This is a genomic window from Parabacteroides faecalis (assembly GCF_022809355.1).
Classification (GTDB): domain Bacteria; phylum Bacteroidota; class Bacteroidia; order Bacteroidales; family Tannerellaceae; genus Parabacteroides; species Parabacteroides faecalis.
Map to the genome: position 1 here is coordinate 1 of NZ_JAKZMM010000015.1, position 16,278 is coordinate 16,278.

The window sequence follows — 16,278 nt, forward strand, 5'->3', positions numbered from 1 at the left end:
AATCCGATAAAACGGACAATTTGAACTCAATACTGAATTTGCGATGACTGATTCCTTTCTTTCCCATTGCTTTCTCTTTTTTTGTTAAATGGGTGTAAAGTAAATCTGTAGTATGACAGTTTTGTTTTTGATTCCCGTTACTTCCGATTTTAATTCCCGTGAGTTTTGTCCGTTGAACTATTTGTAATTTGGAATTGCTTGTTAATCAGCTAAATTTGCTTGCCTTTAAAGAATAGGCGGAAGAGTTTTGTATGCGGATTGATTGATTACTTGGAGCATTTGAAGTATCTTTGCCTGAAAACAGTTGAGGTATGAGAATCGAACAGAATTTCTCGTTAGAGAAGTACAATACATTCCATCTTCCAGCCAAGACCCGCTGGTTTATGGAATACGAAAATGAAGACGATTTGCAGAAAATCCTACATGATGAGTATTTTCAGGAATGTCTTTCATTGCATATAGGTAAAGGTAGCAATTTGTTGTTTATTAATGATTATAACGGAATCATTCTGCATTCGGCCATCCGGGGTTTGGAAGTTGTCCGTGAAGACGACTCGTTTGTCTGGCTTCGGGTAGGAGCTGCCGAAGTATGGGATGAAGTTGTTGCCTATGCCGTATCAAAGGGCTGGGGAGGAATCGAGAATCTTTCATTGATACCGGGTGAAACAGGTGCGGCTGCCGTTCAGAATATTGGAGCGTATGGTATGGAAATTAAAGATGCCATTGAAACGGTCGAGGCTTGGAATCAGTTGACTTTTGAAAAGCATGTCTTCCGAGCTGACGAGTGTGGTTATGGGTATCGGACCAGCCGTTTTAAAGATCCGCATCAGGATCCGCATATTGTGACGTATGTAACTCTGAAATTACACAAGCAACCCGACTTTAAGTTGTCTTATGGAACCTTGCAGGACGTTTTGAAAGATAAGAAGATTACACTACAGACTGTGCGGGATGCCGTTATAGCTATACGACAGGCGAAACTGCCTGATCCGGAAGTGTTGGGAAATGCCGGAAGTTTCTTCATGAATCCCGTGATAGATACCGCACATTTTGAGAAGATCCGTCAGCAATATCCCGAGATTCCTTCTTATCCGGCAGCAGAAGGAAAGATAAAAGTACCGGCTGGCTGGCTGATTGAGCAGTGTGGCTTCAAAGGAAAGCAACATGGTGAAGTAGGAGTTTATGAGAAGCAAGCCTTGGTTCTCGTGAATTTAGGTAATGCAACCGGTGATGAGATCGCCTTGATGGCCGAGAGTATCCGCTCTGCCGTAAAGGATCGTTTTGGAATAGAACTGATGCCTGAGGTTAAATATATTGCATAATGAAAATAATCTTTCTGGGAACCGGAACTTCTACGGGAGTTCCGGAGATAGGATGTCAGTGCGAAGTTTGTACCAGTCAGGATAAACGAGACTGGCGCTTGCGGACTTCGGCTGTAATAGAAACGGAGGGAAAACGGATTCTGATTGACTGCGGACCCGATTTCCGTTGGCAGGTGATTACAAATAAAATTTATCGCTTGGATGCGGTCCTGATTACGCATGAACATTATGACCACGTTGGTGGACTGGACGATTTACGTCCGTTTTGTCGCTATGGAGAAGTCCATGTCTATGCCGAGGAGAATGTAGCCTATGCTATAAAGACGCGTATTCCATATGTGTTTGCCGAGCATAAGTATCCGGGAGTTCCGAATATTGAAATGCATTCCATCTCTCTTCAGCCGTTTAAGGCTGCCGGGATAGATATTATACCTATCCGTTTGATGCACGGTCGGTTGCCAATCGTCGGCTATCGGATCGGACGTATGGCTTATCTGACAGATCTCAAGGTGATTCCCGAATCTGAGTTCAGTAAGTTGGAAGGATTGGATCTGTTGGTGATCAATGCCTTGCGTCTGGATAGTAAGCATCCGACACATGCCGGACTGGATGAAGCGTTGGCTTATATTGAACGTATTCAGCCCAAAGAAGCCTATCTGATTCATGAGTCGCATAAAATAGGCCTTCATGCACAGGCTGAGAAGTTACTTCCTCCGCATGTTCATCTGGCATACGATAATCTGCAAATTGAGTTTTAAGGCAGATCCGTTGGATAATCCAAAGCAATGTATAAATTCCCGTCTTCTGCCTTATAAGTTGAACCGATGCGTTCCGGCTTCAGTTGCAGGTAGCGGGAAATGCTTTGTTGCAAGGAATCTGTAATCACTGCCGGAAGCGAATCGTTCTGAGAGGATGAGATCGGTAGATTAAAGATAAATGTCATCTTCTGATCAGAACGATAGATATCTGTACTGAGCCAAGTATCTGTATATTGCCAGCAGACAGAATCATCGGAGCATACACGGAAGGATAATTCCGAAGCCGGAATCAGCAGGCTGGTAGTTGCATGAGCTAGCGGAATATTTGTTTCTTGAGTTGGATGGATCTGTAAGTTAATCCGTTGTAAAGTCTGATCAAGCAGTACTTTATTATAACTGGACACCCATAATCCGTTTGCATAGAAAGCTCCGGCAAATTCATTTTCTGCATCAGCATAATAATAGACATCAATACCGTTTTGTGAAACTTTCTGCGGAGGAAATGTGTTCAGCAGTTGTTTCATCTTCTGTTGTAGTTTTCCCGCTTCTTCGGGTGTGGTCGGCAAAATACAGATCATACCTTCGGGATACAGACAGAACCACACATTGTTTACCGGATGCAGAGCAAATAATTGCTGGTAAAGTCTGGGCATTTGCTCGCCGAAAAGCTGTTGAATGGTTTGTTTGTCACTCGACGAACGATTCCAGTATTGGGTTTGCTGAACGCGAACCAAGGCTTTGGGCGGAGCAGGAAACAGAGCATACATATTAATGTCCGTTCGGGCATCTTCTTCATAAATGTGTTTGAATAGATGGTAAACGAAACTTCCTGCCAAAGAAAGGACCAGGAACAAGATCACTATATCCCGCCACCGAAACTTCATTTCTGATGCAGAAAATAATTACACCAGGGTTTTAACCCACAGGATTCGCATTTCGGATTTCGTGCCGTACAAACGTAACGCCCGTGTAAGATCAGCCAATGGTGGGCAATAGGGATCAGACTTTTCGGAATATGTTTTGTCAGTTCCTTTTCTGTTTCAAGCGGAGTCTTGCTATTTACAGTCAGGCCTATCCGATTCGATACACGGAAAACATGTGTATCCACAGCCATTGCCGGTTTATCATATACGACAGAAGCAATGACATTGGCCGTCTTTCTTCCTACACCCGGTAACTTTTGCAGTTCCTTAATATCAGAAGGAACAATACCTTTGAATTCTTCTACCAGCATTTTGGCCATGCCTACCAGATGTTTGGCTTTATTATTCGGATAAGAAACGCTTTTGATATATTCATAAACTACTTCGGGAGTAGATACGGCCATCACTTCAGGCGTAGGAAAGGCTTCGAACAAAGCCGGTGTAATCATGTTTACTCTTTTATCTGTGCATTGGGCAGATAAAATGACTGCAACTAGCAATTCATACGGATTATTGTAATGAAGTTCGGTTTCCGCAACAGGAACATTTGCCTGAAACCAGTCTAAAACACCTTTATATCGTTCTTCTTTGCGCATAATTATCAGAATCAAGTATGCGAATATACATTTTTTTTCTGATACTCATGGCTAGGACGAAATATTAGGGCAAAAAAAATGGAAAAGCATCTTTGCTTTTCCAACTCAAATAACGCCTTTATAAATTGTACCCTATTCCTCAAGAATGTGTTTTTCCCCGGACTTGGTTAGAGTCCGGGGATGTTGGTACATCTTTCTTGATTTTAGGTTACAATTTTAATTGGCTGATTCAAATTCTCTCAGGAAACGAACATCGTTTTCTGAGAACATACGCAAATCTTTTACTCTATATTTTAGGTTTGTAATTCTTTCGATACCCATTCCAAGCGCATAGCCTGTATAAACTTTGCTGTCGATACCACAATTCTCCAATACATTCGGATCGACCATACCACAACCCAGGATCTCAACCCATCCGGTATGTTTACAGAATGCACATCCTTTACCGCCACATAAGTCGCATGAAATATCCATTTCTGCTGATGGCTCTGTAAATGGGAAATAAGACGGGCGCAGACGAATCTTGGTTTCCGGACCAAACATTTCTTTGGCAAAGAACAACAACGCCTGTTTTAAGTCGGCAAATGAAACATTCTTGTCTACATACAACGCTTCAACCTGGTGGAAGAAACAGTGAGCACGATAAGAAATTGCTTCATTTCGATAAACACGCCCTGGACAAATGATACGGATAGGCGGTTCCTGTTTTTCCATGACTCTTGATTGTACAGATGAAGTATGTGTACGAAGCAATACATCTGGATTATGTTGAATGAAGAAAGTATCCTGCATGTCGCGTGCCGGATGATCTTCTGCAAAGTTCAGAGAAGAGAATACATGCCAGTCATCTTCGATTTCCGGCCCTTCAGCAATACTGAATCCCAGACGACCAAAGATGTCACAAATTTCTTTCTTTACTAAGGAAAGCGGATGACGTGTACCTAATTCCAAAGGATAAGCCGAACGTGTTAGATCAATATCATTATTGATCGTCTGCGTATTTTCGAAGCTTTCTTTTAATTCGTTGATTTTATTTTGAGCAGTCTCTTTTAATTCGTTGATGAATTTGCCCACCTCGCGCTTCTGTTCCGCCGGAACATTTCTGAAGTCATTCATCAGCATCGAGATTTCTCCCTTTTTGCTGAGATATTTGATGCGTAAAGCCTCTAGCTCTTCAGCATTTGCTGCTTTGATTTTTTCTACTTCTTGAAGCAGAGATTTTATCTTATCAATCATTCTTCGTTATACATTTTTGATATTCGACGTGCAAATGTAGGCCTTTATTTTGAATACTGCAATTATAAAGGCAATTAAATTTTTATATAAATTATCTTTTTCACATTATTATCTGTCAGAATTATGTGGATTAAAATATTATTTCTGTATATTCGCACCGTAAAATAACTATCATTCAGTGAGTGTAGTTCTTTTGGTTGTTTTTAGGAAGAAGGACGCATTTACTTTATTTTATAGTTGTTACGGAAAGGAATTTACTTTATTTAATCAATGGAAATAGTTATCATTATTGTTCTTATTTTACTGAATGGCGTTTTGTCCATGTCTGAAATTGCACTAGTCTCGGCCCGAAAAACCAAGTTGGAAACTGAAGCTAAAAAAGGAAACCGAGGCGCTCGTAAGGCTTTGGATCTGGCGGAAGAACCAGATCGTTTTCTATCAACTATTCAAATAGGTATTACATTAATAGGTATTCTTACCGGTTTATACTCGGGCGAAGCCTTGGCTGGTGATCTTGCCGTTTATTTCTCGGCTGTTCCTTATATAGCTCCGTATGCTTTGCTTATATCCAAATCTTTGATTGTAGTGGTGGTAACATACTTGACGCTTATATTTGGTGAATTGGTTCCGAAGCGAATTGGTATGGGTTGTGCCGAACGGGTATCGATGTTGATTGCCCGTCCGATGCATTTGTTGTCTCTTATAGCTTCTCCTTTTGTCTGGTTGTTGTCGAAGAGTACGGCAGTGGTTGTAAAAATGCTGGGAATTGATACGGCTGAAGACTCCAAAGTGACGGAAGAAGAAATCAAGGCTATCGTCAAAGAAGGATATGATGATGGAGAAGTACAGGAGGTAGAGCATGACATCGTAGAGCGTGTCTTTACTTTGGGCGACAGACGTGTCGATTCCATTATGACACACCGCGGAGAAATGGTTTGGTTGGATGTGATGGATTCGACCGAAAAGATTAAGGAGAAAGTAGAATCCAATTTGTTTGATATTTATCCGGTAGCATCCGGGAAGTTTGATGATTTCTTAGGTATTGTCTATTTAAAGGATTTGTTCTTACATATCGATTCTCCTGATTTTAATTTGAAGAGTATTGTCCGTCCTGCTCATTATGTTCCGGAAAATCAAAGTGTTTATACAACGTTGGAACAGTTTAAGCGGGCTCGCGTGAAGTATGCAATTGTAACGGATGAGTTTGGCGGTATCCAGGGAATTGTCACGTTGAAGGATATTATGGAAGGTTTGGTCGGACAAGTTCCTGAAATGGGAGATGAACAGGAAATTACCGAACGAAGTGACGGAACCTGGTTAGTTGACGGGCAGTATTCGTTTTATGACTTCCTGGCTTACTTTGACATGGAAGATTTGTATGCCGAGCATGATTATAATACCTTGAGTGGTTTGATTCTGGAAATCCTGGAACGCTTGCCGAAGACCGGCGAGAAGTTGCGCTGGATGAACTTTGAGTTTGAGATTGTAGATATGGATGGTGCCCGCATTGATAAAGTACTCGTCCGTAAACTTGAAGAAGAATAAACACATAAATCCCTTTTTCTGTAGGCAGGAAAAGATTAATTCATCCAAGGAAAGGTTTTCCTGCCACAGATCTGAATGAAATTTAAGATAAATTCACGGAATAGACGTAGTGAGAATCCATCAGAAACCTCTCTTTATGGATAAATGGTGAAAGAATATGGTATATAGAAATCAAAAAGAGAGCGATGAATTATTGGACAAGCTGGTGGCTTCTACACGTTCGCCTCATGGACAATTTACGGCTGAAAAGAGTTGGCCTTTGTTGCAGAAACGCATCCAAGGCGGCTTCGGATGGTATCTTTGGTATCATCGGGTGGCTTCTTTGGCGGCGGTTATTCTTTTGTGTCTGGCTGGATGGGGTATCTATGAATATGTGATTCCGCCGAGAGAACAAACTTATGCTGCTTATGCGGAAGTGAGAACGATTCTGTTGCCCGACAGTACGGAAGTAACGCTGAACCGCTATTCTACGCTGACTTGTCCGGTGCGTTTTAAGGGAAAGAACCGGAATGTCTCGTTGTCGGGCGAAGCCTATTTTGAAGTCCGTAAAGATGCCCGTCATCCTTTTATCGTCCAGGCGGATGAAGTAGAAGTGAAAGTCTTGGGAACTCATTTCAATCTGGAAGCATATCCGGATGATCCGGAAATAAAAACAACATTGCTGGAAGGTGCTGTGGCGGTGACTTCACCTGGTGGTGTTGCCCGTTTGTCGCCTAATGAGGCGGCTGTTTATTCCCGTTCTGTCCGGCGTTTATCTACAATCCGGACAAAAAAGACCAATCCTGAAATTGCCTGGCGGCAGGGAGATTTTGTATTTGATAACGAACCTTTGCGGGAAATCGCCCGGAAACTTTCACATGCATTTGATACTCCAATCATCATTCAGGATGATTCATTGGCCGATTATCGGATTCGTGCCCGTTTTTCTTCTCAGGAAACCTTGGATGAGATGCTTTCTTTGCTGAAAGAAACCGTCTCTTTCTCTTATGAGCGTACAGGTGATCAGATTGTCATTCAAGCAAAGCAGGAGTAGAAGATGAAACGGGTGAGTATGTGGATCATGCTCTGTTGGATATGCTTTGCAGGAGTTCTGAAAGCCCAGCAGGAGGCATTGCGTTTAGATGTGTCGGTAGAAAATGCTTCTTTGGAGCAGTTTGTCCGACTGGTGGAGAAAGAATCAGGGTATTCTTTTATTTATGGAGAAGATGTTTCGTTACGCCAACCCATTACGCTTTCGGTGAAACAACAGACGGTCGGGGAAATATTGGAAGAGGCTTTTAAGCGGGAACCGATCGGTTTCCGGTTGGAGAAGAATCATATTCTGTTGTTTCGCCGTCCGTTGCCGAAGGAAAAGCGATATACCATTTGCGGGTATGTAACCGACCGGTCTTCTGCCGAGACATTAATTGGTGCGAATATCTTGGAAGGGATTCGTCATACGGGCACTTATACCAATTCATTTGGATTCTATACGTTGACTGTTCCGGAAGGGGAAGTGGAGTTGAATTTCTCGTATTTAGGATATGATGTGCAGACCATCCGGTTTTGTCTGCAGAAAGATACGATGATTCCTGTGCAGTTGACGGCCAATAACCGGTTGGAAGAACTGTTGGTTCTTTCCGACCGGAAAGAGGCCGGTATTTATGCTACCGGTATGAGTTCGCACGATGTGCCGCTGACCCAGATACGAAATACGCCGGCTTTGTTGGGAGAAGCGGATCTGTTGAAGACCATTCAGCTGTTGCCTGGTGTACAGGCCGCTACGGAAGGATTCAGCGGTTTGTATGTCCGAGGTGGAGGCCCAGATCAGAATCTGATTCTTCTGGATGGAATTCCGGTCTATAATGCCGACCATCTGCTGGGTGTCTTTTCTATTTTCACGCCGGAAGCCATGAAACGGGTTACCTTGTATAAAGGTGCTTTTCCGGCCCGTTTTGGGAGTCGCCTGTCTTCTGTGGTAGATATCCGGACAAACGATGGCGACATGAAACAGTATCATGGTACGGCCAGCTTGGGATTACTGACCAGTAAGATTCATTTGGAAGGACCTGTCTGGAAAGATCGTACGGCATTTAACGTATCGGTCCGGCGGACTTATCTGGACTGGTTGGCCCGTCCGTTCCTGGATAAAGACAAGAAATACGGTTATTACTTCTACGATATCAATGCAAAGGTGAATCATAAGTTTTCAGACCGCAGCCGTTTTTTCCTGAGTTTCTATAAGGGGAAAGATCATTGTGACTATACCCGGAATACAGCTTATGAATATGATTATGCCAGTTATTATTATAATGACGGTATGGATCTGAACTGGGGAAATACCATTGCAGCTGCCCGTTGGAATTATGTGTTCAACCATCAGCTTTTCTTCCAGGCAACGATGGCATACAATCATTATGATATGAAAATGTCGACTGGCTATCAGAACTTGGACAAGGTGCATAAAGGAGAAACACTTTATGTATATGATTCGGACTATCATTCCGGTATTCACGATTACAGTGTTCAGGCCGATTTTGATTATACACCGCATCCGGCTCATCATCTGAAATTTGGTACTTCTTATCTGTATCATGTATTCCAACCGGAAGTGATGGTTTCACGGGTAAAGGAAGAAGAAGAGGAAACTGTTCAGCGGGATACGACGTATACTGCCATATCGAATGGAGATATTTTGGGGCATGAATGGTCTTTGTATGCCGAGGACGATATTTCCTTGGGTCGTTTCCGGGTAAATGCAGGCATATACTTTTCATTATTTAATACACAGGGGAAGAATTACTTTTCTGCCCAGCCCCGTTTGTCGGCCCGCTATGGGCTGACCGACGAGGTCGCTATCAAAGCTTCGTTTACCCAGATGGCGCAATATGTTCATCTGTTGTCTTCTTCCACCATTGCTTTACCGACGGATCTGTGGGTACCGGTAACGAAAAACATTCGTCCGATGCGTTCCGATCAATACGCGTTGGGTGGATATTATACAGGAATAAAAGGCTGGGAGTTTTCCATGGAGGCCTATTATAAGAATATGTTTCATGTGTTGGAATATCAGGATGGAGCTTCCTTCCTGGCTTCTTCATCCGGCTGGGAAGATAAGGTGGAAATGGGAAACGGCCGTTCGATGGGAGTGGAGTTTCTGGCTCAGAAGACGTCAGGAAAGACAACCGGATGGATTGCTTATACGTTGGCAAAAAGTGACCGGATCTTTGAGAATGGGAATATCAATAACGGAAATCGATTCCCTTATAAATACGATCGGAGGCACAACCTAAACTTCTGCGTCAACCATACGTTTAATCAGCAATGGGATGTCGGAGTGTCGTGGGTGTTTAATACTGGTGGAACCGTTACCGTTGCCGAACAACGGATGGACGTACTTTATCCGGATAACAACGAAACGGCAGGAACGAATTATATCCCGGCGCGGAATAATTTCCGGTTGCCTAGTAGTCATCGTTTGAATGTGGGTGTCAATTACCGTAAGAACGCACGTCGCGGAACGCATATTTGGAATGTTTCTGTTTACAATGTCTATAATGCCATGACTCCGAATCTGGTATTTATGGATAAAGAGGTACTGGAACATTCGATTACGTTACCGAGCGGTAAACCGTATTATTGGACGGAAGTAAGGAATCACCTGAAGAAAGTAACTTTACTTCCTTGTATTCCATCAATTACCTATACCTTTAAGTTTTGAGAAATGAAAATAGAACAGTTGATATTTTGGATAGGATTATGTTGCATCCTCTTGCCGGGCTGTGAGCATGAACTGGATTATTACATGGGAGAACAAGAACCTCAGCTGACGATGAATGCTTTATTGGAAGCTGGTGCTACGGAAAATCGGGTCTTTCTGAGTCTGAGTGGAAAATCGGTGATAAAGCCGGTCCGTCAGGTAACGTTGAAGTTGTATGTCAATGGTGTATGTCGGGAAACGGTTGAAGGTGGGTATCGGCATCAATGGGACGAAGAAGCGCAACGGTTAAGTTGTCTGCTGAAAACCGTTTTGTCGCCTGAAGATGTCGTTCGTCTGGAGGTTTCAGCCGAACAGGGAAAGTATCAGGCTTCGGCTGAAGTGATAATGCCGTCTGCTCCAGCCGTAATTGAACAAGTGGATACAATGGTTACCCAATTATGGACGGGCAATTCCGAATTTGATGCCATTCAATACAAGATTCGGATACGGGATTTGCCGGACGAACGGAATTATTATCGTCTCATTATCCAGAATGGTATCTATTATGCCGAACGTCCACCCGAAGGATGGATACCAAGTGAAGTGCAGACCATCTATGATCAGGAAGAATTCGTATTGAGTCAGGGACATCATCAGACGAGTGGGGATGAGGATTACAATCCCTTTCAAACAGATGTACCGAATATTTATCAGGTATTTACAGATACCTACTTTGAAGATCGGGATTATACCTTGAATGTTTATACTGGTTACAGACCTGCAGATGATTATTGGTACGATTGGGACCAACATATTTGTGGATATGCCCGAATCCGCCTGTTGCAGATTACAGAAGAGGAATACCGTTACCTGCGGGCCTTGACTTTCCTTCAGTCGGACGATTTGGAAAATATGGAGATGCTGATGGAACCCGTGATTGTTCCTTCGAATGTAGAGAATGGTTTAGGCTTTGTTGGAGCCAGCTCCGAACAATATGTACAGATGGAGATTATGCATCGTTATCCCCGGAAGTAGAAAGTTCCGATTGCAAATAAACGAGGATTAAAAATAAAACCAACGAGAAATGAAAACGATTCTCGTTGGTTTTATTTTTAGTTTCTTTTACCTGTTCTCTGACCGAATCCCGGAGACCAAAGAGCTTGTTATTTTATGGACGGATCAATTCGCGTAGCTTGACTTTTTGGAAAGTCATGTGTGCGACACTCGACTCGTAGAAAATACCGACGGTTTCTTCATCAACTAGCGTCAGACAAGTATAACCCCAGCCTTCTCCTTCATCAAGTAGGATTTGATACTCTTCGGGCCATGTCAGTCCGCCGTCCAGGCTTGCCTTGATGGTAATGTGATTTCTGTTTTTCGTTGTGTTTGGGTTGGAGAACAGCAGAATATCCTTCTTCAGGCAATTCTTTTCTGCCGGAATCTTGATGAGGCTGGCCATACAGATCGGTTCTTGCAGAGCAGAACGGTTGGATGGATGTTCCGTCCAAGTCTTTCCTAAATCTTTTGTAATGGATACAGCCCGGCTTCCGCCTCGGTTATCGCGCATATTCAGCATCAATACGCCAGGTTCTATTTCTGCTACCTGTGATTCGGTCGTATTGCTTCGGGCAGCATTATGCAGATGCCATGTTTTCCCGTGATCTTTACTATACATGATTCCCGCATTGGGTATTTTGTTGGCGTCGATGAATTGGATAGGGAATACAAGTGTTCCGTCGCTCATCGTGATACCGCGTCCCGGACCTTGTAGCAAGAAATACCAGGAAGGATCTTTTACCTGTTCGGTAATGTTGATCGGTTCGCTCCATGTTTTTCCGTCATCTTCGCTTTTACAGAGTACAAGTTGGGCGGTTTCATCCATAGTCATCCCTTGTTGTGAGTTAAACCATGCCCGTTGATTTCCCATACCATGACACCAGGCTGCTACAATCCAGATGGTATTGTTGGTTTCATCCACTAAAATTGAAGGATCACCCACACCATTCTGGGCATGAGGCAGACCTCCGGTTTCACCAAAGCTCACGGCAATTTGCATGGGTTCCCACGTCTGACCTTTGTCAAGGCTACGGCTGACACCAATGTCAATCTTTTCCTGCAGATCGACAGAACTGTTATATCGGACATCATAGCAACCAATCAACGTCCCTTTGTTCGTCGTAACGATTCCTGGAATCCTGAAGGCTGCCACACCGTCGTCCCATGCCTGACGGACAGCTACGCCTTTTCTGCGTTTACCACTCTGCTGGTCTCCGGAAATAACTGCCGGCTGTCGGTTGATCTGAGCCTGACTGATGCGTGCTGAAATCAAGGATTCCAACGAAGAAGAATTCTTGACCTGTACACTTACCCAGAAATAGTTTGTTCCTTTTAATAAAGGTTGCTGACTGGATAACTGGATGGATGATGCTGGCTGGTTTACTTCATCCTGTTGGATGGAGTAATCTCGGTTTGTACTTTTCAGTTGCTGTAAACTCCGTTGATCAGATATTTCGGGAGTGAACTTGATCCCTTTTTCTGCTAATGAAGTTCGCAGATAATCCTGTCTGTAACTATGGGATGGAGCATAATATGTTCCTTTCCTGGCGACACCTTCCGTTCCGCTATAGAAAAGGCGAACAGATTCGATATCGGCCAAGTTGGTTTCTTGATCAAACTCAATGGAAATTTCATTCAATACATCTCCTTTGTCTGCGTCCATACGAAATTCAAACAAAACATTATCCGATTGATTGATCAACAATGGGATTTGAGGCGCATGGACAAATAAAGTATCGGCAGCCCAGATCGGGGTACAGACAGCAACTAATCCGGCAAGAAGTAAGTTCTTTTTCATGTGTTTTAGCGATGTAAGTTATTACTTAAATTATTAACAAATGTAAAGATAGAAAATTTTGCTAATAATTTCACTTTTTGGAGAACTTTTTTTCGGTGGCTCTTGTTCTTAGTATATAGTGTTTTTCATGGTATTAGAATTAAGTTAGGTTTGCTGTCCGTCCCGTTCGTGAGAATAGGACGGCTTTGCATTTTATAGAGGTTTAGCTATTGTTAGCTTTTATGCGGATCAATCAAACACACAAGCATTTTGCTGAAGACAACAAGGCCCTTGGGGTTTGTCTTTCATCTGTTTGTTTTTAGGCATCATGGGATGAGGCCTGTCTGATTGGAGGACCATTTTTACTTGTCGCATGGTCAGCATCTTCTTGAACTTGTTATAATATTCCTTACGTGTATCCAACAATTTTTGTTGCCGTTCAAACTGAGCTGTCAAGTGCTCTTCTATCTGCTTGTCGTCCATTGCTGCCGGCTTGGTTTCTGGCTTTTGAGGTTTACAATCCTCCAATGCTTGTAAATACTCTTTATATACCGGAGCAAATTGAGCTGCTGTTTTATCGTCGAGCATCAAGTGACGTTGCATCCGTTCAACACGCATTTCTATACGTTGCTCGGGAGACATCGCTTTACGTGGTGCCTTCGGGCGGTTCTGAGACCATATGTTTCCACTACAAACTGTTGTCAATGCCAAAATGGCCAGCCATACTTTTACGTTTTTCATCATCTTTCGTCGTTTAATAGTTTATACTTTATTATAGGATGAAAATAAGCTCTTCATTTCTGATGTTGGTACCAGTTCAAAAGAAATTTCCAGGCTTTGTTTTTTCATTCTGTTCTTTAAGACGGAGAAAAACGGACAGCGTTTATTCGGAAAACACTTTTTAGCGAATTTTACGGCTTGTATTTAGCTTGCGATAAAAACTCCTGGGCATTTTGTTGTTGCATAAGTGTTTGTAGCGAAGCATTGTTCTCTTTCATGTAACTGGATACGATTTGCCAGCCAATCCAGGTTCCGATATTTCCCGGAGTTTCGTCCGACAAAAACGTACATGGTTTGTCATCCAGATATTTGGAAGTGGTGATCTGATCCGGAGTATAAAGATGCTTGCGCTGAATAATGGTGTTCCAGAGCGTCAACTCGTTGGCTACACACCATTCATAATCTTTCTCCTGATATCCCATTAGTTGGGCAGGTGTAATTTCCGGTAAGGCAAGATGAACGATATATTTGATCTTTCCTTCATAAATCATCCGGTCGAGCAGTATATTCTCGTTTCCTTCGAATGGATATTCGCTCATCAGCCAGCCGGCCAGATAATCGGCTGCAGCCAGTGTTCGCTGCATCTTGATGCGTTGGTAGTCGTAAAAGAAATCCTGATAAAGCGGATACGCTTCGCCCATGTACTTGTCGATCGATAAAGACAGCAGGCTGTCTGCTGCCAGTACGTTCTGATTGAATCCGGATACGTGCATGTAACAAGCTGGAATCTGCATATTCGGGAAGTTTACTTTGAGGAAAGCGAAACCTTTCCCCAGTTGATTTTCGATATCAGTCACATGATCGTATTCACGGACTGCATCCTTATATAGATTTTTGAGTGTCGGCTCGGAATAATAAGCAATAACCTGATCGAAGAAGCCGGATATTTCGGGCGATTGCAGATTCAGGATTCCTTTTCCTACGATGTCGAGCATTGCCGGATATTCTTTCAGCAGTTCCTTTTCCAAAGTCGTATCTTGTGTTTCGATATACGCCAGCAAAGCCTTGTCAAACCGTTGGATATGAATCGGAAGTGTATCCGTTGGAGTCTGGATATTGGAAGGTTGGCTGTTGCAGCTGCAGATAGATATGGCAAGAAAGAATAAACTGCCTATTATTTTCTTCATATTCTTCATGTTCGGATATTTTTTCTATAAACGGGAATCCACGCAGGATTATTGTATCTTTGTCGGGACAAAGGTAAGATTATATTTTGTAAATGATTGTCTGATTTATATTATTTGGTGGAGATTATGCAATACACGAACAAACAGATTCTCAAGATTACATTTCCTGTATTGGTCAGTTTGCTGATGGAACATTTGATAGGATTGACCGATACAGCTTATCTGGGACGCGTAGGAGAGGTGGAATTAGGTGCTTCGGCTTTGGCGGGTGTTTATTATCTGGTGATTTATATGCTGGGTTTTGGTTTCAGTGTAGGAGCACAGGTATTGATTGCCCGGCGGAATGGCGAAGGTAATTATCATAGTATCGGTGATGTATTCCGGCAGGGAACACTGTTTCTGTTGGCTTTTGCTACCTTGCTGTTTTTCTGTTCCCATGCCTATTCGCCCGTTCTGTTACGGGGACTGATCGAATCGGATGCAGTGTTTCAGGCTACGGTCGATTATATTGACTGGCGTGTATATGGCTTTTTCTTCTCATTTGTCTCGGTTATGTTCCGTGCCTTTTACGTCGGAACAACACATACCAAGATACTGACGGCAAGTTCTCTGGCGATGGTCGGGACGAATGTTATCCTGAATTATATCCTGATATTCGGAAAATTGGGATTACCGGCTTTGGGAATTAAAGGTGCAGCCATTGCTTCTTCTATTTCGGAAGCCGTGTCGATGTTGTTCTTCATTATATATACGTTCAAGTATGTAGATTATAAGAAGTACGACCTCTTTGGCAAATGGCGTTTCGAGTTCCGGATTTTCCGGCAGATCATGCGGGTATCGGTTTGGATCATGATGCAGAATGGTATTGCTTTCTGCGGATGGTTTATCTTTTTTGTAGCGATGGAGCATCATGGAGAGCGGCCTTTGGCTATCACCAACGTGGTGCGTAGTATTTCATCCTTCCTGTTTATGTTTGTCAATGCCTTTGCTTCGACCAACAGTTCGCTGGTGAGTAATCTGATCGGGGCGGGGAAAACGGAGAAAGTCATGCCTTTGTGCCGGCAGATGATTCGCTTGTGTTATTCGTTTGTCTTGCCACTGGCTTTATTGATGGCAATATTCCCGACGGTTGTTTTACGTATCTATACCGATAATATGGATCTGGTAGCAAGTGCAGTTCCTTCGTTGTGGGTGATGCTTTCTTCTTATCTGATAGCTGTTCCTGCATTTGTGTATTTCATGAGTGTTTCGGGAACGGGCAACACGGGTGTAGCTCTTCGTCTGGAGATGATGAGTATATTCATCTATATCCTGTATATTATTTGGATTGTTGTTGTCAGAAAAGCCGATGTGGCTGCTTGTTGGACTACCGAACACGTTTATGACCTGATGGTTTTGACTTCTTATTTCTATTTACTGAAAGGAAACTGGCGGAATAAAAGAATCTGACAGAAGAAGTATTGAAAACAGCGTTTTTAG

General features: G+C 42.9%; 13 protein-coding genes. 7 read left to right on the plus strand and 6 right to left on the minus strand.

The window, feature by feature from the left end:
- Positions 1-311 precede the first annotated feature (311 nt).
- A complete protein-coding gene (murB, locus tag MUN53_RS07460; protein ID WP_243324439.1) occupies positions 312-1,322 on the plus strand; it encodes a UDP-N-acetylmuramate dehydrogenase in 1,011 nt (336 codons plus the stop codon).
- A complete protein-coding gene (locus MUN53_RS07465) occupies positions 1,322-2,080 on the plus strand; it encodes an MBL fold metallo-hydrolase (RefSeq protein WP_243324441.1) in 759 nt (252 codons plus the stop codon). The genes murB and MUN53_RS07465 overlap by 1 nt, the downstream gene beginning before the upstream one ends.
- On the opposite strand, the gene MUN53_RS07470 is transcribed toward MUN53_RS07465, so the two are convergent.
- The 3 genes from MUN53_RS07470 to pheS form a co-directional block, all read right to left on the minus strand.
- Positions 2,077-2,964, minus strand: coding sequence for a hypothetical protein (locus MUN53_RS07470; RefSeq protein WP_243324444.1), 888 nt, complete (start codon positions 2,962-2,964; stop codon positions 2,077-2,079). The genes MUN53_RS07465 and MUN53_RS07470 overlap by 4 nt on opposite strands.
- Positions 2,961-3,599: an endonuclease III gene (nth, locus tag MUN53_RS07475; RefSeq protein ID WP_243324445.1), complete on the minus strand. Its 639-nt coding sequence runs from the start codon at positions 3,597-3,599 to the stop codon at positions 2,961-2,963. The genes MUN53_RS07470 and nth overlap by 4 nt, the downstream gene beginning before the upstream one ends.
- Positions 3,600-3,815: 216 nt before the next feature.
- On the minus strand, positions 3,816-4,835 hold the full coding sequence (gene pheS, locus MUN53_RS07480) for a phenylalanine--tRNA ligase subunit alpha (RefSeq protein ID WP_022456437.1): 1,020 nt from the start codon (positions 4,833-4,835) through the stop codon (positions 3,816-3,818).
- Between the two features lie 270 nt (positions 4,836-5,105).
- Here pheS and MUN53_RS07485 point away from each other — a divergent pair, with 270 nt between their 5' ends.
- From MUN53_RS07485 to MUN53_RS07500, 4 genes are all read left to right on the plus strand, one after another.
- A complete protein-coding gene (locus MUN53_RS07485) occupies positions 5,106-6,380 on the plus strand; it encodes a hemolysin family protein (RefSeq protein WP_022456436.1) in 1,275 nt (424 codons plus the stop codon).
- Positions 6,381-6,537: 157 nt separating this feature from the next.
- Positions 6,538-7,413: a FecR family protein gene (locus tag MUN53_RS07490; protein ID WP_243324448.1), complete on the plus strand. Its 876-nt coding sequence runs from the start codon at positions 6,538-6,540 to the stop codon at positions 7,411-7,413.
- A 3-nt stretch (positions 7,414-7,416) separates the two neighbouring features.
- Positions 7,417-10,080 carry a TonB-dependent receptor gene (locus MUN53_RS07495; RefSeq protein ID WP_243324450.1) on the plus strand — a complete coding sequence of 888 codons (2,664 nt, stop codon included), beginning with the start codon at positions 7,417-7,419 and terminating at the stop codon, positions 10,078-10,080.
- A gap of 3 nt (positions 10,081-10,083) precedes the next feature.
- Positions 10,084-11,094 carry a DUF4249 domain-containing protein gene (locus tag MUN53_RS07500; RefSeq protein ID WP_243324461.1) on the plus strand — a complete coding sequence of 337 codons (1,011 nt, stop codon included), beginning with the start codon at positions 10,084-10,086 and terminating at the stop codon, positions 11,092-11,094.
- A 133-nt stretch (positions 11,095-11,227) separates the two neighbouring features.
- Here MUN53_RS07500 and MUN53_RS07505 read toward each other — a convergent pair whose 3' ends face one another.
- The 3 genes from MUN53_RS07505 to gldB all read right to left on the minus strand — a co-directional run bounded on the left by MUN53_RS07505 (position 11,228) and on the right by gldB (position 14,799).
- Positions 11,228-12,913: a sialidase family protein gene (locus MUN53_RS07505; RefSeq protein ID WP_243324462.1), complete on the minus strand. Its 1,686-nt coding sequence runs from the start codon at positions 12,911-12,913 to the stop codon at positions 11,228-11,230.
- Positions 12,914-13,141: 228 nt separating this feature from the next.
- On the minus strand, positions 13,142-13,636 hold the full coding sequence (locus MUN53_RS07510; RefSeq protein ID WP_243324463.1) for a hypothetical protein: 495 nt from the start codon (positions 13,634-13,636) through the stop codon (positions 13,142-13,144).
- A gap of 167 nt (positions 13,637-13,803) precedes the next feature.
- Positions 13,804-14,799, minus strand: coding sequence for a gliding motility lipoprotein GldB (gene gldB, locus MUN53_RS07515; RefSeq protein ID WP_243324465.1), 996 nt, complete (start codon positions 14,797-14,799; stop codon positions 13,804-13,806).
- Between the two features lie 126 nt (positions 14,800-14,925).
- Between gldB and MUN53_RS07520 the strand changes: the two genes are divergently transcribed.
- Positions 14,926-16,248 (plus strand): MATE family efflux transporter, encoded by a 1,323-nt coding sequence (locus MUN53_RS07520; protein ID WP_243324466.1) that lies wholly within the window; start codon positions 14,926-14,928, stop codon positions 16,246-16,248.
- Positions 16,249-16,278: the final 30 nt, after the last annotated feature.

What these genes read in the sequence shown, in the direction of transcription:
- gldB (WP_243324465.1), bottom strand. Translation starts at nt 14,799, where the DNA reads ATGAAGAAAATAATAGGCAGTTTATTCTTTCTTGCCATATCTATCTGC.
- MUN53_RS07510 (WP_243324463.1), bottom strand. Translation starts at nt 13,636, where the DNA reads ATGATGAAAAACGTAAAAGTATGGCTGGCCATTTTGGCATTGACAACA.
- murB (WP_243324439.1), top strand. Translation starts at nt 312, where the DNA reads ATGAGAATCGAACAGAATTTCTCGTTAGAGAAGTACAATACATTCCAT.
- pheS (WP_022456437.1), bottom strand. Translation starts at nt 4,835, where the DNA reads ATGATTGATAAGATAAAATCTCTGCTTCAAGAAGTAGAAAAAATCAAA.
- MUN53_RS07500 (WP_243324461.1), top strand. Translation starts at nt 10,084, where the DNA reads ATGAAAATAGAACAGTTGATATTTTGGATAGGATTATGTTGCATCCTC.
- MUN53_RS07490 (WP_243324448.1), top strand. Translation starts at nt 6,538, where the DNA reads ATGGTATATAGAAATCAAAAAGAGAGCGATGAATTATTGGACAAGCTG.
- MUN53_RS07495 (WP_243324450.1), top strand. Translation starts at nt 7,417, where the DNA reads ATGAAACGGGTGAGTATGTGGATCATGCTCTGTTGGATATGCTTTGCA.
- nth (WP_243324445.1), bottom strand. Translation starts at nt 3,599, where the DNA reads ATGCGCAAAGAAGAACGATATAAAGGTGTTTTAGACTGGTTTCAGGCA.
- MUN53_RS07485 (WP_022456436.1), top strand. Translation starts at nt 5,106, where the DNA reads ATGGAAATAGTTATCATTATTGTTCTTATTTTACTGAATGGCGTTTTG.
- MUN53_RS07465 (WP_243324441.1), top strand. Translation starts at nt 1,322, where the DNA reads ATGAAAATAATCTTTCTGGGAACCGGAACTTCTACGGGAGTTCCGGAG.
- MUN53_RS07505 (WP_243324462.1), bottom strand. Translation starts at nt 12,913, where the DNA reads ATGAAAAAGAACTTACTTCTTGCCGGATTAGTTGCTGTCTGTACCCCG.
- MUN53_RS07520 (WP_243324466.1), top strand. Translation starts at nt 14,926, where the DNA reads ATGCAATACACGAACAAACAGATTCTCAAGATTACATTTCCTGTATTG.
- MUN53_RS07470 (WP_243324444.1), bottom strand. Translation starts at nt 2,964, where the DNA reads ATGAAGTTTCGGTGGCGGGATATAGTGATCTTGTTCCTGGTCCTTTCT.